The following is an 18,720-nucleotide window of genomic DNA, read 5'->3' as shown; positions in this document are numbered from 1 at the left end:
TTAGCCCCTGCGGTCGTGCACGAAACCTACGATCCCCACGCGCCCGGCAGCGATGCCGAGGGCCCCGATGCGGCGGGCGAGGACGGCTTCGTCCCCGGCAATTACGTCAACCGCGAACTCAGCTGGCTCGGCTTCAACAGTCGGGTCCTGGCAGAAGCGGAGAACGACGCCTACCCGCTGCTCGAACGGCTGCGCTTCCTGTCGATCTCTGCCAGCAACCTCGACGAGTTCACCACCGTGCGCATCGCCGGGCTGGAAGGGCAGGCGCGCCGGGGGATCGAGGATATCGCCATCGACGGGCGAGACCCGCGCCAGCAGCTCGCCGCGATCCGGCAGGAAGTGCTGGAGATCGAGGATCGCCAGCAGGCCACGCTGCAGGCGCTCGCCCCGAAACTGGCCGAAAACGGCCTGGAGATTGCGGCGGTCGAGGATCTGGACAAGGACGAGGCGAAATGGCTGGAGGCCTATTTCGTCTCCGACATCCTGCCGCTGATCACCCCGCAGGCGATCGATCCCTCGCACCCCTTCCCCTTCGTCGCCAACACCGGGATGGGCGCGATCTTCCGCCTGAAGCGCGGCAAGGGCCAGTCGTCGCTGATGGAAATGGTGCTGATCCCGTCGGGCGTGCCGCGCTTCGTGCGCGTGCCCGATAGCGAGAATGACCGCGCCACGCTGTATGTCGCCATCGAGCAGCTGATCGTCAGCTTCGCCAGACATCTGTTCCCTGGCTTCAAGATCCAGGGCGACGGGCTGTTCCGCGTCCTGCGCGACAGCGACCTTGAAGTGGAGGAAGAGGCCGAGGACCTCGTCCGCGTGTTCCGCAGCGCCATCCAGCGCCGCCGCCGCGGGCGCGCCGTGTTGCTGGAAGTCGACGACGAATGCGACGAGGCGGCCGAGGCCTTGCTGCGCGAACATTTCGACCTCGACGAGGCGATGATTGTCAAGACCCGCGGCATGCTCGGCCTGTCCGACCTTGCCGCCATTTGCGACGAGCCGCGCCCCGACCTCAAGTTCTCGCCCTTTTCCCCGCGCTATCCCGAACGCGTCGTCGCGCATGACGGCGATTGCTTCAGCGCGATTCGGGAAAAGGATTTCGTGGTCCACCACCCGTATGAAAGTTTCGAAGTGGTGGTCGATTTCCTGCGCCAGGCGGCCAGCGACCCGGCGGTCGTCTCCATCAAGCAGACGCTCTATCGCGCAGGCGACCAATCGCCGGTGATCGAAGCGCTGATGGATGCGGCGGAGGCCGGCAAGGCCGTGACCGCCGTGGTCGAGCTGAAGGCCCGCTTCGACGAGGAGCGCAACATCCGCTGGGCAAGCGAGCTCGAGCGCGCGGGCGTGCAGGTGGTCTACGGGATCGCCGAACTGAAGACCCATGCCAAGGTCAGCCTGGTCGTGCGGCGCGAAGAAGAAGGCTATCGCACCTACTGCCACTTCGGCACCGGTAATTACCACCCGACCAACGCCAAGATCTACACCGATCTCAGTTACTTCACCGCCAACCCCGCTCTGGGGCGCGATGCGGCCAAGCTGTTCAATTTCGTCACCGGCTACGTCGAGCCGGCCAGCCTGGAGAAGCTCGTCATCTCGCCGCTTTCGCTGCGGGAAAAGCTGGGCAAGCTGATCGATGCGGAGGTGGCCAACGCGGCTGCTGGCAAGCCGGCGGCGATTTGGGCGAAGCTGAATTCGCTGACCGATCGCGGGATCATCGACCGGCTTTATGCCGCGGGCAGCGCCGGGGTCGATATCCAGCTGGTGGTGCGCGGCATCTGCTCATTGCGCGCGGGCGTTCCGGGCCTGTCGGAGAATATCCGCGTGAAGTCGGTCATCGGCCGCTTCCTCGAACACGGGCGCATCTGGGCCTTTGCCAACGGCGGGGAATTGCCCGGCAAGCAGGCGGCGGTGTTCCTCACCAGCGCCGACGCGATGGAGCGCAATCTCGACCGGCGGGTGGAACTGATGGTGCCGCTGACGAACAAGACGGTCCACGCGCAGGTGTTGAACCAGGTGATGCTGGCGAACATCCTCGACACCGAACAAAGCTGGCGGATGACGCCCGATGGCGGTTACGAACGCCTGCGGGTGGGGGACGATAATGACGATAGCGCATTCAACTGCCATGAGTATTTCATGCGCAACCCCTCCCTTTCCGGCCGCGGCACCGCGCGCGACCTCGATACCATCCCCCGCCTGACGCTGCGCGGCACCTCGGCGACGGCGGTGTCAGGCGCGTGAGCGGGTTCCGCACGCAATCGGCGCGTGGGCGGCGGCAGGATTCCAACCCGCGGGCGGTCATTGACATCGGTTCCAACACCGTGCGCCTCGTGGTTTACGACGGGCCGCGCCGCGCGCCTTTGCCGGTGTGGAACGAGAAGGTCGCCGCGCGACTGGGGCAGGATCTTTCGGCTACCGGATCTATCCCCGAACACGCCTCCGCCGAAGCGCTCGGCGCGCTTGCCCGTTATGCCATGCTGGTGGACGGGCTCGGCGTGGAGGACGTGCAGACCGTCGCCACCGCCGCCGCGCGCGAGGCGGGTAACGGCCCCGCCTTCATCGAACGGGTCCGCGCCCTCGGCCTCGACCCTGAGGTCCTGCCGGGCGAGGAGGAAGCGCGCGTGTCCGCCATGGGCGCGATCGGCGCCTTTCCGGGCGCGAAAGGCACGGTGGCCGACATCGGCGGCGGCAGCCTTGAGCTGGTGCGGATTGCCGATGGGGAGTGCCACGGCGGGCACAGCCTGCCGCTCGGCACGCTGCGCCTGCCCGCCCTGCGCCGCGATGCAGGGCCGGATTTCCATCGCCGGCTACGCACGATGCTGAAGCCCGCCAGCGCAGAGCTGGAACAGGGGCAGACGCTCTACATGGTCGGCGGCACGTGGCGCGCCTTTGCCGCCTATGCCATGCGCGACGAGAAGACCCCGCTGACCGATCCGCACGGCTATATCCTCGATAGCGCGCGTGCGGAAAAGCTGGCGAAACGGGTGACGGGCAAGTCGCCGGACAAGCTGTCCGACATTTCGGGCATCTCTTCCATGCGCTCCGAAATGCTGCCCGATGCCGCGGCGCTGCTGCGCGCGATGCTGGCCGAACTGAAGCCCGACCGGCTGGTGTTCTCCAGCTGGGGCCTGCGCGAAGGATTGCTCTACGACCGGCTGGAACCGCATCGCAAGGTGAAGGACCCGCTCATTTCGGGCACGGCGAGCTTTTCCGGCGGGAAGGAAGTGGTGACCGACGGGTCGCTGCTCGCCGCGTGGAGCGTCGATACCGCGCGCAGCCCGGGCAAGGGGCACGAACGGCTGCGCTTCGCCGCCGCCATGCTCGCCATCGCGCTACGCCGGGTGGAGCCGAACCTGCGCTATCGCCACGCGGTCGAATGGGCGCTCGACAAGCGCTGGGTCGGCGTGACGCCGCGCGAACGCGCCATGCTCGCCGCCGCACTGCTGGCGAGCTGCGGCAAGACTAGCTGGCCAAAGGAGCTGGATGCGCTGGCGAGCGAGGAGGACCTGCGCGAGGCGACCGCCTGGGGCCTCGGCCTGCGGCTCGGCTATCGGCTGAGCGCCGCGTCGCGCGTTTCGCTGTCGGAAAGCGCGCTGGATGCGAAGGACGGCGCGCTGGTGATGACGCTCGATCCCGCCAAGGCCGCGCTGGCGAGCGACGGGATCGTCGCGGACCTTACCGCGCTGGCGGAATGGATGGCGCTGGAACCGAGGCTGGAGATCGCCCCGGTCACACGCTGACGCGCTACTGCGCTTCAGCCGGCGCGCTCAGCGGGAAGAAGGGAATGCGCACTTCCAGCGGCTCGCCCGCGCGGCGCGCGAAGGTGTAAAAGCCTTCCATGTTGCCATAGGGCGTTGTCAGCGGGCAGCCGGAGACGTAGTCGTGCGTCTGCCCCGGCTCCAGCACCGGGGTTTCCCCGACCACGCCTTCGCCATCGACATGGTTCACCATCCCGCGCGCATCGGTGATGCGCCAGTGGCGGGATAGCAGCTGGACAGTGTCGTCCGACCCGTTCTCGATGCGGATGTGATAGACCCAGAACCAGCGGCCGTTCTCCGGCTCCGACTGTTCGGGCATGAAATTCACCGCCACGCGCACGGTGATGCCCTCGGTAATCGCGGCGTGCTGGAAGAAGGCTTGCATCATGGGTTCAATCTAGGCCCCGCACCCGATGCCGCAAGGGCGCGGGGCGAGTTTTCGCCGACTGATCGCCAACCCGCTTCCGCCGCCCGGCATGGTTAAAATCTCGCAAACCGCGAAAGCTTTACATCCGTTAACAGCTGGGGGGCAATTTCACCTGGAATTAGGCATCGGGGGTCCGATCCAATGACTGGACTACTGCAGAAGTTGAAAAGCGATACAAGCGGCAACGTGCTGGTGATTGCCGGTGCGGGCACGATGGCGATGGTCGGGGCGGCCGGCATAGGCGTCGATACCGTGAAGTGGTACCTGTGGAAGCGCCAGATGCAGCAGGCGGTCGACAGTTCCGCCCTCGCCGGTGCGCTCAACCAGAGCCAGGGCGCCGGATGGAAAACCGCCGCCGAAAGCGAGCTGAAGCGCACCGCCAACACCGCCTATTCGATCGTCAGCATGACGAACCCGCCGACTTCGGGCAGCTGGAAGGACAACACGCTGGCCGTGGAAGTGGTCGCCACCACCACGCAGCGCCTGCCCTTCTCCAGCCTGTTCCTGAACGCCGCGCCCAGCATCCGCGTGCGCTCCGTCGCGGCCAGCATCAACGACGGCGAGAACTGCGTCTATGCGCTGGCGCCGAGCGGCAAGGGCGTGGACGTGGGCGGCGATGCCGATCTCGACTTCGGCTGCGGCGTCATCTCGAACTCCGCCTTCAACGCCTCGGTCGACATCACGGGTTCGAGCAAGCTGCGCGCCAACCCGATTTCGGCCCGCGGCGGCATCAATGTGGGCAATAACGACAACATAGATCCGGGCACCACGCTGATCCCCTATGGCCAGCCGGTGACGGACCCGCTCGCCTCGCGCATGCTGCAGCCGCCGGCATCGCCTGCCAGCTGCTTGTTCAACAACAAGGCCGTGAAGCCGAGCGAGACCGTAACGCTTGTTCCGGGCCGCTATTGCAACGGGCTGACGATCCGCGGGACGGTCCATTTCGATCCCGGCGTCTACATCATCGACGGCGGCGGTCTGAAGCTGAATTCGCAGGCGGAGGTCACCGGTACCGACGTCACTTTCGTCCTGACCGGTCCGGGCAGCAAGATCGCCACGCTGGACATTTCGGCAGGCGCAGAGGTCGACCTTGCCGCGCCCGATTCCAGCGTCGATGCGACCTGGGCCAACATCCTGTTCTACCAGGATCCCGCCGCGTTCACGACGGGGAACACGATCAACGGCGGGGCGGACATGCTGCTCGACGGGATCGTCTATTTCCCGATGGGCGAAATGAAGTTCAACGGCGGATCGAACCACGATTCCAAGTGCCTGATGCTGGTCACCTACCGGATCGAAATGACCGGCAGCGGCAAGGTTCGCAACCAGTGCAGCAGCGATTACGACGATTACGACCGGGCCGCCCGTGTCATCCGGGTGGTGGAGTAAACGCCATGACGAAGCTTACCCTGACCCCCCTGCTGCGCCGCCTGCGCCGGGACGAAGCGGGCGTCGGCCTGCTGGAACTGGCGCTCGTCGCGCCGATCCTGATGCTCCTGTGCCTCGGCATGGTCGATGTCTCGCGCCTAGTCTCCGCGAAGATCGACCTCGAACAGGCGGCGCAGCGCACCACCGACTTCGCCCTGTCGCGCCGCCCGACCAGCAACAACGGCAGCTACCTTATTACCGAAGCGGCCGCAGCCGCGGGCGTTCCGGCTAAGGACGTGACGGTCGAGCTGTTCCTCGAATGCAACGGCGTAAAGCAGACCGATTTCAACACCGTCTGCCCCGCCGGCCAGGCCCAGGCCCGCTTCGCCAGCATCGCCATCACGCGCGCGGTGAAGACGCAGTTCAACTGGAAGGCCTTCGCCAATTTCGGCGCCAGCAGGCAGGAAGGCTCGACTACCAGCGTCAGCGTGGTCGGCGACAGCGTGGTGCGCTTCCAGTGAGCGTGCTGCCCCGCCTCCGCCGCGACGAAAACGGCTCGCTCGGCGTCGAATACGCCTTTGCCATTCCCGTGCTGGTGACGATCATGATCGGCATCCTGCAGTTCGGCATGGTCCTGCACGCGAACGGCGCGATGCGCCACGCGCTGGGAGAAGGGATCCGCCTGGCCAAGGTGGACTGGGACGCGACCGACACCGAAATCACCGACGCGACCAAGGCCGCGCTGGTCGGCATCGATCCCAAGGGCGTGAAATCGGTCACCTATACCAAGGGCACGTCCGGCGCTGCCACATACGGCCGGGTGACGATGAAATACGAAATGACGCCGGTCATCCCCTTCGCCCCGATCCCCGCGATCAAGCTCGAAGAAACCCGGCAATCCTGGCTTCCCACCTGACGCCCCCGCCCGTTTCCCGGGCGGTTTCATGGTTAATTTCAGTCTAACAGGAGAACACGAATGACACAGATGGCCCGCGCCCACAGCTTCCTGAAAAGCTATGCCATGCTGTGCGTGTGCCTGTACCAGCTGATGATGGGCAAGCGCTGACAAACTGCGCGGGGCGGGGCGTCAGAGCCCCGCTTTCGCCAGCGCCCGGTCGAGGTCTTCCTTCAGGTCCTCGATATCTTCCAGCCCGACGTTGATCCGCAGCAGGCCTTCCGTCACGCCCATGTCCTCGCGCGCGTCCTCGCTCATGTTGGCATGGGTGGTGCTGGCGGGATGGCACATCAGGCTGCGCGCATCGCCGATATTGTTCGAGATATCGACCAGTTCCAGCGCATCCAGCAGCGCGAAGGCCTGGGCCCGGTCGGCCACGTCGAAGGCGAAGATCGGCCCGGTCGCGACCATCTGCTTCATCGCCAATTCGTGGCGCGGATGGCTGGGAAGGCCCGGATGGCGCATTCCCGCCACGCGGCCTTCGATGAAACGGCCGAGCTCGACCGCATTTTCGCTCTGCCGCCGGGCGCGCATGTCGAGCGTTTCCAGCCCCTTGTGGACGACCCACGCGTTGAAGGGCGACAGGTTCGGCCCGGTGTTGCGCTGGAACGGCAGCAGTGTTTCGGTGATCCACTCTTCCGTCCCGCACACCGCGCCGGCGAGCACGCGGCCCTGCCCGTCCATCAGCTTCGTCGCGCTGTAGGCGACAACGTCCGCGCCGAATTCCATCGGCCGCTGCAAGGCAGGGCTGGCAAAGGCGTTGTCGACCACCGTGACGATGCCGTGCGCCTCCGCCACCGCGCAGACATGGGCGAGGTCCACCACGTCGAGCGTGGGATTGGCCGGGGTTTCGAAGAAGAACACCTTGGTGTTCGGGCGGATCGCGGCCTCCCACGCATCGTTGTCGGCGCTGTCGATCACGGAGGTCTCGATGCCGAATTTCGGCAGCAGCTGGTCGACCAGCCAGCGGCACGAACCGAACGCCGCTTTCGCCGCGACGACGTGGTCGCCGGTCTCCAGCTGGCAAAGCAGCGCCGCGGTCATCGCCGCCATCCCGCTCGCCTGCGTGCGGCAGGCCTCCGCCCCTTCCATCAGCGCGATGCGTTCTTCCAGCATCGCCACAGTCGGGTTCTGCAGGCGCGAATAGGTCATGCCCGGCTCGTCGCCCGCAAAGCGCGCCGCGACCGTGGCGGCATCGTCGTAGGTATAGCCGGAGGTGAGGAACAGCGCCTCGCTCGTCTCGCCATGTTCGCTGCGCCACGTGCCGCCGCGCACGGCCTGCGTTGCGGGGCGCCAGTTGCGCGTTGTCGCGCGGTCCGTTCCGGTGGTCTTCTTCATCGCCTTCGCGCCCTATGGCAGGCGCGCGCGCTTGGCAATCAGGCGAGCGGCGCGGCCAGCACGCGGTCGGCCCGTACAAACCATTGGCGCTCTGCTTGGCCTGCGCGCCCCCTGGCCCCTTGCACGTCGTCGGCGCGCTGCTAAGCCTGCGCGCCCCCTGACCCCTTGCACCTCGTCGGCGCGCTGCTAAGCCTGCGCGCCGATGTCGCACGCACCGGCCCATCCCCGCGATCCGATCGGCTGGAGCCTGCTGCTCACCGCCGGCTTCGCCGCACTGTGCTTCACCCGGCTCGCCATCCCCGGCATCATCATGTTCGACGAGGTCCATTACGTGCCCGCCGCGCGCACGCTGATGGAGCTGTCGGGACCGGCCAATGTCGAGCACCCGATGGTCGGCAAGCAGCTGATCGCGCTCGGCATCTGGTTGTTCGGCGACGATCCCTTCGGCTGGCGCGTCATGGCCGCGCTGTTCGGCGTGATCGGCTTCTTCGCAGGCCTGCGGGCCATGTGGTTCGCCAGCTGTTCTCGCTTCGCCACCGTCGCCTTCGGCATCTTGCTCGCGACCGGTTTCCCGCTGGTGATCCACGCCCGGATTGCCATGCTCGACAGCTTCATGATCGGTTTCCTGCTGCTGGGCTTGTGGCAGATCGCCGCAGCGGTTCGGGAGGCGGAGACGGCGCGGTGGCGGCTGGCGCTCGCGGGTGTCTTCATGGGCCTTTCCATGGGCACGAAATGGAGCGTGCTGGCGCTGATGCCGGTGCCGGGCCTCGCCTTCCTCGCCGTCCGGGCCATGCATTATCACGGCAACATCCTCACCTGCCGCCGCGGCGCGCCGGTGCCGGGCATCTCGCTGCTGGAGGCCGGACTGTGGCTCGGCGCGGTGCCGCTGCTGACCTATTTCGCCAGCTTCTGGCCCTACCTCGTCTATGACAATTACGCGCTCGGCCTCACCGACCTGGTCTCGCTGCAGTGGGACATGCTCGACCTGCAGGGACAGGTGATCGAGCCGCATCCCTACCAAAGCGTGTGGTACCAGTGGGTCGGGAACTGGCGCGCGATCTGGTACCTCTACGAGAATGTCGACGGGGCGCAGCGCGCGGTGGTGCTGCTGGGCAATCCGTTCAGTTCGCTGGTCGGGCTGATCGGCTTCGGCTGGTGCGCGTGGGCAGGCTGGAAAGGCAATCGCGCCGCGCTCGCGCTAGCGGTGCTTTATGCGGTCAGCATCGGGTTCTGGATCGTCGCCACCAAACCCATCCAGTTCTATTACCACTACCTTGTGCCGCACACGCTCCTGATGGGCTGCATGGCGTTGTGGCTCGACGCGATGCGGCAGCGCGGGTGGAAATGGCTTGCGGCCGCCATCCTCGCGATCAGCGCGCTGATGTTCGCCTATTTCTGGCCCGCCCTGAGCGCCGCCGCGCTGGAGGGGGAGCGCAGCTTCGAGGATTACACCTGGCTCAAGAGCTGGGCCTAAACCAGCTTCGCCAGCCGCTCTGCCAACAGGTCGCGGGCGGCCAGTATGTCGCCGCGCCGGTCGGTAAAGATATGCCGGGCGAGCGGCTTGCGCTGCTCGCGGAAGCGCGCGACCAGCCCTTCCCGCGTTTCGCCCTGCGGCGGCGCGCCCCCGCCGAATCCGAGCGCGCGCAGCACCAGCACTTCATAGGCGACGATGGCGCGCAGCCACTCGCGCGCCGCGCCCGCATTGCAGATCGCGGCCAACAGCGCGCCGAGCGCCTCGTAAAGCTCCGGATAGGCTTCGAGCTCCGGCAGGGATGCGGCGGTGAGAGAGGTCGCCCAGCCGATTGCAGCGGCCGGCAGCGGCTCGGTGAGATACGGGCCGCGGCTCTCGACCAGTTCCAGCCGCGCATAGGGCAGCTGGCCGGCCGACTTCGCGCGGATTTCCGCCGCCACGACATTGCCGGGGATCACGACGGGGCGAAGCTGCCGCCCGCGACCGCCGGCGATGTAGGCGGCGACGAGGCCGGCCTGTTCCGTCAGCATGCGGGCAATCACCGCAGTCTCGCCATGCGGCCGCGCGGCGACGATGATGGCAGGGGCGCTCAGGTGCACGGGAGGAATGCCTCCGCCCCTGCGCCGGGGTTCACTTGTGCTTGGCTTCCAGCGCTTCGATTCGCTTTGCCAGAGCGTCGTTCTCGTCGCGCGCCTTTGCGGCCATTGCCTTTACCGCGTCGAATTCCTCGCGGCTGACGAAATCCATCCCGCCGAAGGCTTCCCGCGCGCGTTCCCGCGCCGCTTCGCGCGCCTCGCGCGTCATGCCGGCAAAGGTGCCCGCGGCACCGTTCACCATCTTCACAAAATCGGCGATCAGGGGGTTCTGGCTCTGCATGAGGGGCTAGATGGCGCGCGCCGCCGCTTTGCGCAAGGTCACAGCTCGAAAGTCTGCACCGCGCCGGTCGGCTCCGCCGCGCCGCCATCGGGATTGGCCTGGAGGAACGCGTAATTGAGAACCGTGGCGAACAGGATCCACGCGACATAGGGCAGCATCAACACGCCGGCGAGCTTGCGCACCCGCCACATCAGCACCGTGGCGATGATCGCGGCGACATCGAGGAAGAAGATGACGTAAAGCGCGGTTTCGATCCGGTGGGCGGCAAAGAAGGTCGGCGACCATGCCAGCGCCAGCGCGAACTGGACGATGAAGGCGGCGATGGCGATGCCCCGCCCCCGCGCGCCCCACGCCGCGCAGACCAGCGCCAGCGCGAAGCCGATCAGGGCAAACAGGATGCTCCACACGATGCCGAAGGTGGCGGGCGGCGGGAAGATGTCGGGCTTGGTGAGCGACTGGAACCACGGCCCCGACGGATCGCTGCCGAGCATACCGGACAGGAAGCCCAGCAACATGACCGCCGGTACGCACACCAGCGACCAGCGCAGCAGGCTGGCGCGCAGCTGGCTTTGCGAGGCAAGTCGATTCATCGCCGTATCTTCCCCAATACGAATCGTTTGGGCGTGTCATGGCGGCGCACGGCGTGCGGGGCAATGGCGCGAATCCGCCAATCGCGCGGTGTGCCGCAGCGGGATGCCGCTTCACCGGCTCCAGCGGGCGAAGATCGCCGTGGGCAGCAGGCGCGCGTCCGTTCGATCGTCCTGATCCCGCCCAATCGGCTCCTCCCGCATGGCGAGGTCACCGTGCTCGATCCTGCCCGGAAGGTCGGCGAAATGTTCGGCCAGCATCGCCCCTATGGCAAGGCTGCTCATCCGCACGGCGTAGACGGTCAGGAACAGGAACCGGCTGTCGCCGTCCAGCAGCTTGCGGCAATCGGCGATCAAGCCGGGGAGCGCATCTTCCAGCCGCCAGGTTTCTCCTTTCGGCCCGCGCCCGAACTTGGGCGGATCGAGGATGATCCCGTCGTAGCGATTGCCGCGCCGCACCTCGCGCGCGGCGAACTTCGCGGCATCGTCCACCAGCCAGCGGATCGGACGGTTTTCCATGCCGGACAGCGCCGCATTCTCGCGCGCCTGGGCGACCGATTTCTTGCTCGCATCGACGTGGGTGACCTTGCCGAACCGGCTGAGCGCCAGGCTGCCGACGCCGGTGTAGCCGAACAGGTTCATCGTTTCGGCGTCGTCGCGCCCTGCCAGGCGCTCTCCCATCCACTCCCACACCGGGGCCATGTCGGGGAAGAAGCCGAGATGGCGGAAGGGCGTGCATTGCGCGGTGAAGCGCACGCCGTCCTGCCATGCGAGCGGCCAGCCGTCTTCCGGTACGTGGGCGCCCAGCTGCCAGCGTCCGCCGCCGTCCTCGTCCGACGCGGGAACGAACTCGCCGTCCGCCTGCCAGTGATCGGAACGCGGCGCCCACAGCGCTTGCCCTTCCGGCCGGATGAAGCGGAAGCGGCCGTAGCGTTCCAGCTTGCGCCCGTGCCCGCTGTCGATGAGGCCGTAGTCCTCCCACGCGCCGCCGGCCATCACGACCGGCTGTTCCACCAGATTAGCCATGCGGCGCGGCGCCTTGCAGCACGTAATCGCGGACCGCGTCGTAATCGCCCGGCAGGGTCTCGTACGCCTCTTCACGCTCGAAGAGATTGCCGATCCGCGCGGGCAAGGCCGGGCGGATGCCGGTCGCTCGTTCCACCGGATCGCGGAACTTCGCCGGGTGCGCGGTGGCGAGCGTGACGACGGGAATGTCGCCATCGATCTCCAGCTCCCGCGCGGCATGCAGGCCGATGGCGGTGTGCGGGTCGATGACCTGCCCCGCATGGTCGAACGCCCAGCGCATCGCCTGGCTCATGTCGGTCGCATCGGCCCGGGCCGAGGACATCAGGCCTGCCACGCCCTCGCGCTGCAGGTTCGTCAGTTGCATCGCGCGGGTCGCATCGAAGCCGCGCATCTGCTCCGCCATCGCCGCCCCGTCGCGGCCCCCGGCGTCGAACAGCATGCGTTCGAAATTGCTGCTGACCTGGATATCCATGCTGGGGCTGGCGGTCGGCGTGACCTCGCCCGCCGAATAGTCGCCGTTGGCAATGGCGCGGTGGAGGATGTCGTTGACGTTGGTGGCGACGACCAGCCGCGCGATCGGCAGGCCCATTTGCGCCGCGACATAGCCGGCGAAGACGTCGCCGAAATTGCCCGTCGGCACGCTGAAGGCGACCTGGCGGTCGGGCGCGCCCAATTGCACCGCGGCAGCGAAGTAATAGACCACCTGCGCCATCAGCCGTGCCCAGTTGATGGAATTGACCGCGCCGAGGTTGACTGCCGCCATGCCCGGATCGGCGAACATGCGCTTCACCATCGCCTGCGCATCGTCGAAGCTGCCCCCGATGGCGATATTGTGGACGTTCGGCGCGCGGATGGTGGTCATCTGGCGACGCTGCACGTCGCTGACCCGTCCATCGGGATGGAGCATGAAGATCTCGATCCGCTCCCGCCCCGCGACCGCATCGATCGCCGCGCTGCCGGTGTCCCCGCTGGTCGCGCCGACGATGGTCAGGTGTTTGTCCTCGCGGGCGAGGAATTCCTCGAACAGCAGCCCCAGCAATTGCAGCGCCACGTCCTTGAAGGCGAGCGTTGGGCCGTGGAACAGCTCCAGCAGCCAGTGCCGCTGGTCGAGCTGGACGAGCGGGGTCACCGCATCGTGGCTGAAGCGGCCATAGGCTGCCTCGCACAATTCGCGCAGCCGCTCCGGCGACAGGCTGTCGCCGACGAAGGGCTGCATCACGCGCGCGGCCAGCTCCGCATAGGGTAGCCCGCGCATGTCGCGGATGTGGTCGCCCGAGAAGCCCGGCCACTCGGCAGGCAGGTACAGCCCGCCGTCGCTGGCGAGGCCGGCGAGGGTGACGCCGGCGAAGTCGAGTGTGGGCGCGGAGCCGCGGGTCGAGATATAGTCCATGCTGCGCTGCGGCGTAGCGCGGGCCACAGGGCGCGGCAAGAAAGAGGGTGTTGGTGCGGCTAAAGCCCGCGCGATTTGCGGCGCACGGCCAGCACGAAGATGACCAGCGCGGTGAGCGCAAAGAAGAACCACTGCCCGGCGTAGGCGAGGTGGTTGTTCGGGATGTCGGCCGGGTCGGGTTTCGCCAACGGGTCCAGCCCCGCCAGAGCGGGATCGGCGACCAGCTTGGGACCGGGACCGATGATGCCCGTGACCTCACCGCCATCCCATGCGATCGCCTGCGGGTCGCGGCTGAAGCCGAGCGCGACTTCCGCCTCACTGCCATCGGCCAGCGTGCATTCGGCGTAGTGCGCCCAGCCCTTGGCGCCGCTTGCCGAGGTGGCGCCGCGGGTCTCGATGGCACGAACGGTTGCGCAGTCGACCGATGCACGGCGGTAAAGCGCCAGCTCCGCTTCCTCCCCGGGGGAAGGAAAGGCGACCGGGTCGGGATTTTCCTGCGCCGCGGCGTAGCTGGCCAGCAGCACCTCCTTCTCGTCCGCCCGGCCAAGCTGCCAGATGCCGAGCACGATCATCGTCGCAATGGCCCCGGCAACGATGATGGAGGGGATGAGGGGGAAACGCATCAGCTGGTCTCGTCGGATTGCGTAGTGTCCGGGCGCGTGTCGTCTGTCCGGGCCTCGCTGGCCCGCTGGCGGTATTCTGCGCTCAGCAGCCAGGCTTTGGCGACCCGCAGACCGCCGATAACCAGCGCCGCGGTCAGCGGCACCCACAGCAGGATGTGGACCCAGAACGGCGGACTCGCCGCAAGCTCCAGCCAGACGGCGAGCGCGGTGACGAGGCCGCCGACGCCGAAGGTGAGGAACGCCGCCGGCCCGTCGCCCACGTTGAAGCGCGAGAAGTTGAGCCCGCATTGCGAGCATTCCGGGGCGAAGGACACCGGCCCGTCGAACAGCGTCGCCGCGCCGCAGTGCGGGCACGAACCGAGAAGGGCAGCCACGCGCTGTGCGGGCTGCCCCTGTCGGTCGGACGTTTCTCGGTCAGGCGTTTCCGCCGTCATGCGGGAAGCGCGATCAATGGACCGGTGCGCCCCAGCCGCCCCAGACGTAGACTGCGACGAAGAGGAACAGCCACACCACGTCGACGAAGTGCCAGTACCACGCCGCCGCTTCGAAACCGAAGTGCTGGCGGGGCGTGAAGTGGCCCTTGTAGGCGCGCACGAGGCAGACGATCAGCATGATCGTGCCGACGATCACGTGGAAGCCGTGGAAGCCGGTCGCCATGTAGAATGCCGAGCTGTAGGTGTTGCCGCCGAAGCCGAAGGGCGCCGCGCCATACTCGTAGGCCTGGACGCAGGAGAACAGGATGCCGAGCAGGATCGTGGCCCACAGGCCCTGCTTCAGGCCTTCGCGGTTGCCTTCGATCAGCGAGTGGTGCGCCCAGGTTACCGTGGTGCCCGAACACAGCAGGATCAGCGTGTTCATCAGCGGCAGTTCGAAGGCGTTGAGGACTTCGATGCCTTCCGGCGGGAACTTCGCGAGTGCCGCGGCGCCTTCCTGCCCGATGAGGTTGGACCACAGGCCCGCCCCTTCGTCATACGCCAGCGGCGCGGGGAACAGCGAGAAATCGAACCACGCCCAGAACCAGCCGACGAAGAACATGACTTCGGACGCGATGAACAGGATCATGCCGTAGCGCAGGTGCAGCTGCACAACCGGCGTATGGTCGCCGGCCTGCGCTTCGGCGATGATCTTCGAAAACCAGCCGAAGAAGCTGGCGATCAGCCCGGCGATGCCGAGGCCCAGCACCAGCGGCCAGAAGCTGTAGGTCGCAGGCGCTTCCGCCGTTGCCGGGGTGCTGTGCATGAAGAACACCATCCCGGTTGTGAAGGTGAGTGCCGACATTGATGTGACCAGCGGCCAGATGTCGGGCGGCAGGATGTGATATTCGTGGGCTGGTTTACCGGCCATGGCGTGATCCTGGATTAAACAGTGAATCGAATGCGTCGCCTGCCCTTAAAGCGCAGGCCGCGTGGGGTCTAGGGGGTAGCGTCGGGTTGCTCCGGCGCCTTGTGGAATGTGTAGCTGAGCGTGACCTGCTCGACCCCGTCCATGTTGGGATCGTCGAGGGCGGCGGGGTCGACGTAATACAGCACCGGCATGCGCACTTCCGCGCCCGGCTCCAGCGTCTGCTCGGTAAAGCAGAAGCACTGGATCTTGTTGAAATAGGCGCCCGCCTGCTCCGGCTCCACGTTGAAGGTGGCGGTGCCCGTCACCGGCCGGTCGCTGTTGTTGCGCGCGACATAGATGGCGAGCTGGCGCTGGCCGATCTGTGCGCTTTGGGTGCGCTGCTCGGGTTTGAAATACCACGGCACGCCGGGCGCGATATTGGCATCGAAGCGGATCGAGATGGGCTTCGTGGCGCCGGACAGGGCGAATTGTTCCGCCAGCGCCGCGTCGCTTTCGCTCGCCACCTGGGTGGTGCCGGCGAAGCCGGTCACCTGGCAGAACAGGCGGTAAAGCGGGACGGCCGCATAGCCGAGGCCGAGCATGCCGATCGCCACGGCAAGGAAGATGAGGCCGGTCTTGAGGTTCTTCGAACTATCGGGGGCGACGGCGGCAGTCATGGTTCAATCCATCCGAACGATCGTGATGACGTAGAACAGGACGGCCAGCGCCGCGAGGCCGAGGCCGAAGACCTTGGACCGGGCGATCTGGCGGGCGCGGTATTCGCGTTGTTCTTCGGGCGTCATGCGAAAACTCCGTAATGGGCGAGCAGCCGGTCGGCGACCAGCGCGCCGAACAGGGCGAAGAGATAGATCACGCTATAGCCGAACAGACGCTTTTCGGGGAGCATCCGGTCCTCTTCCCCACGACGGCGGGTGAAGACGGGAACGGCCAGCGCGAGGAAGCCGAGGCTGAGGACGAGCGCCGCGATGCCGTAGATCGCGCCGGTCCCGCCGATCAGCCACGGCGCGACGGCAATCGGGATCAGCAGCACGCTGTAGGCGAGGATCTGGCGGCGGGTCGCCACCTCGCCCTTCACCACCGGCAGCATGGGGATGCCGGCCTTGGCGTAATCGCTTTCCACGAACAGGGCGAGCGCCCAGAAATGCGGCGGCGTCCAGAAGAAGATGATGGCGAACAGCAGCACGGGCATCAGCGTGACCTCGCCCGTCACCGCGACCCAGCCGATCATCGGCGGGAAGGCCCCTGCCCCGCCGCCGATGACGATGTTCTGCGGCGTGCGCGGCTTCAGCCACATGGTGTAGACGACGGCGTAGTAGACGATCGAGATCGCCAGGATGATCGCGGCGAGCCAGTGGACCGCAAGGCCCATGATCATCACCGACAGGCCCGACAGGAAGAAGCCGAAATCGCGCGCGTCGGTGCGCTGCATCCGCCCGGCAGGCAGCGGGCGACCGGAGGTCCGCTTCATCTTGGCGTCGAGGTCCGCTTCCCACCACTGGTTGAGGCTGGCCGCCCCGCCCGCGCCCAGCGCGATGCACAGCACGGTCACGAAGCCCAGCACCGGGTGGATGCTCCCCGGCGCGGCAAGCAGGCCGCACAGGCCGGTGAAGATCACCAGCGTCATCACCCGCGGCTTTGTCAGCGCGTAGAAATCGCGCCAGTCCGCCGGCATCCGGGCGCCGGTCGAAGCGGTGGTGGGTGGGACTGCGGTGGAGATGCTCATGTCCTGTCTTGCGAAACGGGGGCGCGCCGTTGCCGGCACGCCCCCCCATCTTCGGTTTCCGGCGGCGCGCTCTTGAATGGCGCGCCTGCCTGCCAGCCTATCGGCTCAGCCGACGGCCTTGGCGTGGTGGTGGTGACCGTGGTGGTCCTCGATAACCGGCAGTTCGTTGAACTGGTGGAACGGCGGCGGGCTCGACAGCGCCCATTCGAGCGTCGTTGCCCCTTCGCCCCAGTAGTTGGCTTCCGCCTTCTTGCCCGCCGTGAAGGCGTAGACGAGGTTGGCGAAGAACACGACCATCGATGCGGCCATGATCATGTAGCCGACCGAGCTGATCTCGTTCCAGTACTGGAAGGCATCGGGATAGTCGGGATAGCGACGCGCCATGCCGTTAATGCCCAGGAAGTGCTGCGGGAAGAAGATCACGTTCACTCCGACGAAGAACATCCAGAAGTGGACGTGGCTCAGGAATTCGCTGTGCCAGCGGCCGCTCATCTTCGGGAACCAGTAGTAGAAACCGGCGAACAGGCTGAACACGGCGCCCATTGACAGCACGTAGTGGAAGTGCGCCACCACGTAGTAGCTGTCGTGCAAATTGTCGTCGACGCCGCCGTTGGCCAGTACCACGCCGGTCACGCCGCCCACGGTGAACAGGAAGATGAAGCCCAGCGCCCAGACCATCGGCGACTTGAACTCCAGGCTGCCGCCCCACATCGTGGCGATCCAGCTGAAGATCTTCACGCCCGTAGGCACGGCGATCACCATCGTCGCGGCGGTGAAATACATCTTCGTGTTCACATCGAGGCCGACAGTGTACATGTGGTGCGCCCACACGATGAAGCCGATCACGCCGATCAGGACCATGGCGTAGGCCATACCGAGGTAGCCGAACACCGGCTTGCGGCTGAAGGTCGCCACGATCTGGCTGATCATGCCGAAGCCCGGCAGGATCATGATGTAGACTTCCGGGTGGCCGAAGAACCAGAACAGGTGCTGGTAGAGCACCGGATCGCCGCCACCGGCCGCATCGAAGAAGGTCGTGCCGAAGTTACGGTCCGTCAGCAGCATGGTGATCGCCGCGGCCAGCACCGGCAGCGCCAGCAGCAGCAGGAACGAGGTGACCAGCACCGACCACACGAACAGCGGCATGCGGTGCAGGGTCATCCCCGGCGCGCGCATGTTGAAGATCGTGGTGATGAAGTTGATCGCGCCCATGATCGAGGCGGCACCGGCAAGGTGCAGCGAGAAGATGGCGAAATCGACCGCGGGGCCCTGGCTGCCCGAAGTGGACAGCGGTGCATAGACCGTCCAGCCCGTGCCCGCGCCCGTCCCCGTGCCGCCCGGCATGAAGGTGGACGCCAGAAGGCTGAAGAAGGCCATCACCGTCAGCCAGAACGAAATGTTGTTCATGCGCGGGAAGGCCATGTCCGGCGCGCCGATCATCAGCGGCACGAACCAGTTGCCGAAGCCGCCGATCATGGCCGGCATGACCATGAAGAAGACCATGATCAGGCCGTGCGCGGTGATCAGCACGTTCCAGTGGTGCAGTGCGGCGTTGATATCGACCGCGCCGACGCCTGCGAAGGGGATCGTGGAATTCAGGATCTGGATGCCCGGCTCGGCCAGCTCGGCACGCATGACGCCCGAAATGGCGCCACCGATGATGCCCGCGATGATCGCGAAGATCAGGTACAGCGTGCCGATGTCCTTGTGGTTGGTGGACATGAACCAGCGGGCGAAGAACGCCGGCTTGTGGTCGGCATCATGTGCGTGCGCATGATCGTCGTGATGCGCCTGGAAGCTGTCTGCTGTGGTTGCCATGATCTGTCTCTCGACCTGTCGT

Annotated in this window: 20 protein-coding genes; 6 read left to right on the top strand and 14 right to left on the bottom strand. The window is 66.6% G+C overall.

Translation table 11 applies throughout. The features are described from left to right. Positions 1 to 15: 15 nt before the first annotated feature. Entirely contained in the window at positions 16 to 2,235 is a 2,220-nt protein-coding gene (locus QQW98_RS09745; protein WP_290134752.1) for an RNA degradosome polyphosphate kinase, read from the top strand. Continuing rightward, on the top strand, positions 2,232 to 3,734 hold the full coding sequence (locus QQW98_RS09740; RefSeq protein WP_290134751.1) for a Ppx/GppA family phosphatase: 1,503 nt from the start codon (positions 2,232 to 2,234) through the stop codon (positions 3,732 to 3,734). Before QQW98_RS09745 ends, QQW98_RS09740 begins: the two co-directional genes overlap by 4 nt. 4 nt (positions 3,735 to 3,738) lie before the next feature. On the opposite strand, the gene apaG is transcribed toward QQW98_RS09740, so the two are convergent. Further along, a complete protein-coding gene (apaG, locus tag QQW98_RS09735) occupies positions 3,739 to 4,137 on the bottom strand; it encodes a Co2+/Mg2+ efflux protein ApaG (protein WP_290136918.1) in 399 nt (132 codons plus the stop codon). Between the two features lie 183 nt (positions 4,138 to 4,320). Between apaG and QQW98_RS09730 the strand changes: the two genes are divergently transcribed. From QQW98_RS09730 to QQW98_RS09720, 3 genes are read left to right on the top strand one after another with little or no spacing between them, the layout of a single operon-like run. Next, the gene (locus QQW98_RS09730; protein ID WP_290134750.1) at positions 4,321 to 5,568 is read left to right on the top strand and encodes a TadE/TadG family type IV pilus assembly protein; all 1,248 of its coding nucleotides are present in this window, start codon (positions 4,321 to 4,323) and stop codon (positions 5,566 to 5,568) included. 5 nt (positions 5,569 to 5,573) lie between these two features. Then, positions 5,574 to 6,068 carry a TadE family protein gene (locus tag QQW98_RS09725; RefSeq protein ID WP_290134749.1) on the top strand — a complete coding sequence of 165 codons (495 nt, stop codon included), beginning with the start codon at positions 5,574 to 5,576 and terminating at the stop codon, positions 6,066 to 6,068. 2 nt (positions 6,069 to 6,070) lie between these two features. Further along, on the top strand, positions 6,071 to 6,463 hold the full coding sequence (locus QQW98_RS09720; RefSeq protein ID WP_290134748.1) for a TadE/TadG family type IV pilus assembly protein: 393 nt from the start codon (positions 6,071 to 6,073) through the stop codon (positions 6,461 to 6,463). Between the two features lie 171 nt (positions 6,464 to 6,634). On the opposite strand, the gene QQW98_RS09715 is transcribed toward QQW98_RS09720, so the two are convergent. Continuing rightward, on the bottom strand, positions 6,635 to 7,840 hold the full coding sequence (locus QQW98_RS09715; protein ID WP_290134747.1) for a trans-sulfuration enzyme family protein: 1,206 nt from the start codon (positions 7,838 to 7,840) through the stop codon (positions 6,635 to 6,637). 202 nt (positions 7,841 to 8,042) lie between these two features. Here QQW98_RS09715 and QQW98_RS09710 point away from each other — a divergent pair, with 202 nt between their 5' ends. Continuing rightward, a complete protein-coding gene (locus QQW98_RS09710; protein WP_290134746.1) occupies positions 8,043 to 9,314 on the top strand; it encodes a dolichyl-phosphate-mannose--protein mannosyltransferase in 1,272 nt (423 codons plus the stop codon). On the opposite strand, the gene recO is transcribed toward QQW98_RS09710, so the two are convergent. The 12 genes from recO to ctaD form a co-directional block, all read right to left on the bottom strand. Then, positions 9,311 to 9,910, bottom strand: coding sequence for a DNA repair protein RecO (gene recO / locus QQW98_RS09705; protein ID WP_290134745.1), 600 nt, complete (start codon positions 9,908 to 9,910; stop codon positions 9,311 to 9,313). The genes QQW98_RS09710 and recO overlap by 4 nt on opposite strands. A 31-nt stretch (positions 9,911 to 9,941) precedes the next feature. Beyond that, positions 9,942 to 10,187, bottom strand: a complete 246-nt coding sequence (locus QQW98_RS09700; protein ID WP_290134744.1) for an accessory factor UbiK family protein — start codon at positions 10,185 to 10,187, stop codon at positions 9,942 to 9,944. A gap of 38 nt (positions 10,188 to 10,225) precedes the next feature. Continuing rightward, complete coding sequence (locus QQW98_RS09695; RefSeq protein WP_290134743.1) at positions 10,226 to 10,777, bottom strand: TspO/MBR family protein; 552 nt, start codon at positions 10,775 to 10,777, stop codon at positions 10,226 to 10,228. Positions 10,778 to 10,888: 111 nt separating this feature from the next. Continuing rightward, on the bottom strand, positions 10,889 to 11,800 hold the full coding sequence (locus tag QQW98_RS09690) for a class I SAM-dependent methyltransferase (protein ID WP_290134742.1): 912 nt from the start codon (positions 11,798 to 11,800) through the stop codon (positions 10,889 to 10,891). Further along, positions 11,793 to 13,190 (bottom strand): threonine synthase, encoded by a 1,398-nt coding sequence (thrC, locus tag QQW98_RS09685; RefSeq protein ID WP_290134741.1) that lies wholly within the window; start codon positions 13,188 to 13,190, stop codon positions 11,793 to 11,795. Before thrC ends, QQW98_RS09690 begins: the two co-directional genes overlap by 8 nt. Before the next feature lie 59 nt (positions 13,191 to 13,249). Then, positions 13,250 to 13,813 (bottom strand): SURF1 family protein, encoded by a 564-nt coding sequence (locus QQW98_RS09680; protein ID WP_290134740.1) that lies wholly within the window; start codon positions 13,811 to 13,813, stop codon positions 13,250 to 13,252. Then, a complete protein-coding gene (locus QQW98_RS09675) occupies positions 13,813 to 14,247 on the bottom strand; it encodes a DUF983 domain-containing protein (RefSeq protein ID WP_290134739.1) in 435 nt (144 codons plus the stop codon). The genes QQW98_RS09680 and QQW98_RS09675 overlap by 1 nt, the downstream gene beginning before the upstream one ends. Before the next feature lie 13 nt (positions 14,248 to 14,260). After that, entirely contained in the window at positions 14,261 to 15,157 is an 897-nt protein-coding gene (locus QQW98_RS09670; RefSeq protein WP_290134738.1) for a cytochrome c oxidase subunit 3, read from the bottom strand. A 68-nt stretch (positions 15,158 to 15,225) separates the two neighbouring features. Continuing rightward, positions 15,226 to 15,813, bottom strand: coding sequence for a cytochrome c oxidase assembly protein (locus QQW98_RS09665; protein ID WP_290134737.1), 588 nt, complete (start codon positions 15,811 to 15,813; stop codon positions 15,226 to 15,228). 3 nt (positions 15,814 to 15,816) lie between these two features. Next, complete coding sequence (locus QQW98_RS09660) at positions 15,817 to 15,939, bottom strand: hypothetical protein (RefSeq protein WP_290134736.1); 123 nt, start codon at positions 15,937 to 15,939, stop codon at positions 15,817 to 15,819. Next, complete coding sequence (locus tag QQW98_RS09655) at positions 15,936 to 16,880, bottom strand: heme o synthase (RefSeq protein ID WP_290134735.1); 945 nt, start codon at positions 16,878 to 16,880, stop codon at positions 15,936 to 15,938. Before QQW98_RS09655 ends, QQW98_RS09660 begins: the two co-directional genes overlap by 4 nt. 105 nt (positions 16,881 to 16,985) lie before the next feature. Next, a complete protein-coding gene (ctaD, locus tag QQW98_RS09650) occupies positions 16,986 to 18,698 on the bottom strand; it encodes a cytochrome c oxidase subunit I (RefSeq protein WP_290134734.1) in 1,713 nt (570 codons plus the stop codon). Between the last annotated feature and the right edge of the window lie 22 nt (positions 18,699 to 18,720).

The sequence above is a fragment of the Alteriqipengyuania flavescens genome (genome assembly GCF_030406725.1).
Taxonomy (GTDB): domain Bacteria; phylum Pseudomonadota; class Alphaproteobacteria; order Sphingomonadales; family Sphingomonadaceae; genus Alteriqipengyuania_B; species Alteriqipengyuania_B flavescens.
Note: the sequence above shows the minus strand (reverse complement) of the source record. Positions and strands in the feature narration are given on the sequence as shown.

What these genes read in the sequence shown, in the direction of transcription:
- QQW98_RS09675 (WP_290134739.1), bottom strand. Translation starts at nt 14,247, where the DNA reads ATGACGGCGGAAACGCCTGACCGAGAAACGTCCGACCGACAGGGGCAG.
- QQW98_RS09665 (WP_290134737.1), bottom strand. Translation starts at nt 15,813, where the DNA reads ATGACTGCCGCCGTCGCCCCCGATAGTTCGAAGAACCTCAAGACCGGC.
- QQW98_RS09695 (WP_290134743.1), bottom strand. Translation starts at nt 10,777, where the DNA reads ATGAATCGACTTGCCTCGCAAAGCCAGCTGCGCGCCAGCCTGCTGCGC.
- QQW98_RS09660 (WP_290134736.1), bottom strand. Translation starts at nt 15,939, where the DNA reads ATGACGCCCGAAGAACAACGCGAATACCGCGCCCGCCAGATCGCCCGG.
- QQW98_RS09700 (WP_290134744.1), bottom strand. Translation starts at nt 10,187, where the DNA reads ATGCAGAGCCAGAACCCCCTGATCGCCGATTTTGTGAAGATGGTGAAC.
- QQW98_RS09715 (WP_290134747.1), bottom strand. Translation starts at nt 7,840, where the DNA reads ATGAAGAAGACCACCGGAACGGACCGCGCGACAACGCGCAACTGGCGC.
- QQW98_RS09710 (WP_290134746.1), top strand. Translation starts at nt 8,043, where the DNA reads ATGTCGCACGCACCGGCCCATCCCCGCGATCCGATCGGCTGGAGCCTG.
- apaG (WP_290136918.1), bottom strand. Translation starts at nt 4,137, where the DNA reads ATGCAAGCCTTCTTCCAGCACGCCGCGATTACCGAGGGCATCACCGTG.
- QQW98_RS09725 (WP_290134749.1), top strand. Translation starts at nt 5,574, where the DNA reads ATGACGAAGCTTACCCTGACCCCCCTGCTGCGCCGCCTGCGCCGGGAC.
- thrC (WP_290134741.1), bottom strand. Translation starts at nt 13,190, where the DNA reads ATGGACTATATCTCGACCCGCGGCTCCGCGCCCACACTCGACTTCGCC.
- QQW98_RS09670 (WP_290134738.1), bottom strand. Translation starts at nt 15,157, where the DNA reads ATGGCCGGTAAACCAGCCCACGAATATCACATCCTGCCGCCCGACATC.
- ctaD (WP_290134734.1), bottom strand. Translation starts at nt 18,698, where the DNA reads ATGGCAACCACAGCAGACAGCTTCCAGGCGCATCACGACGATCATGCG.
- QQW98_RS09690 (WP_290134742.1), bottom strand. Translation starts at nt 11,800, where the DNA reads ATGGCTAATCTGGTGGAACAGCCGGTCGTGATGGCCGGCGGCGCGTGG.
- QQW98_RS09655 (WP_290134735.1), bottom strand. Translation starts at nt 16,880, where the DNA reads ATGAGCATCTCCACCGCAGTCCCACCCACCACCGCTTCGACCGGCGCC.
- QQW98_RS09730 (WP_290134750.1), top strand. Translation starts at nt 4,321, where the DNA reads ATGACTGGACTACTGCAGAAGTTGAAAAGCGATACAAGCGGCAACGTG.
- QQW98_RS09680 (WP_290134740.1), bottom strand. Translation starts at nt 13,813, where the DNA reads ATGCGTTTCCCCCTCATCCCCTCCATCATCGTTGCCGGGGCCATTGCG.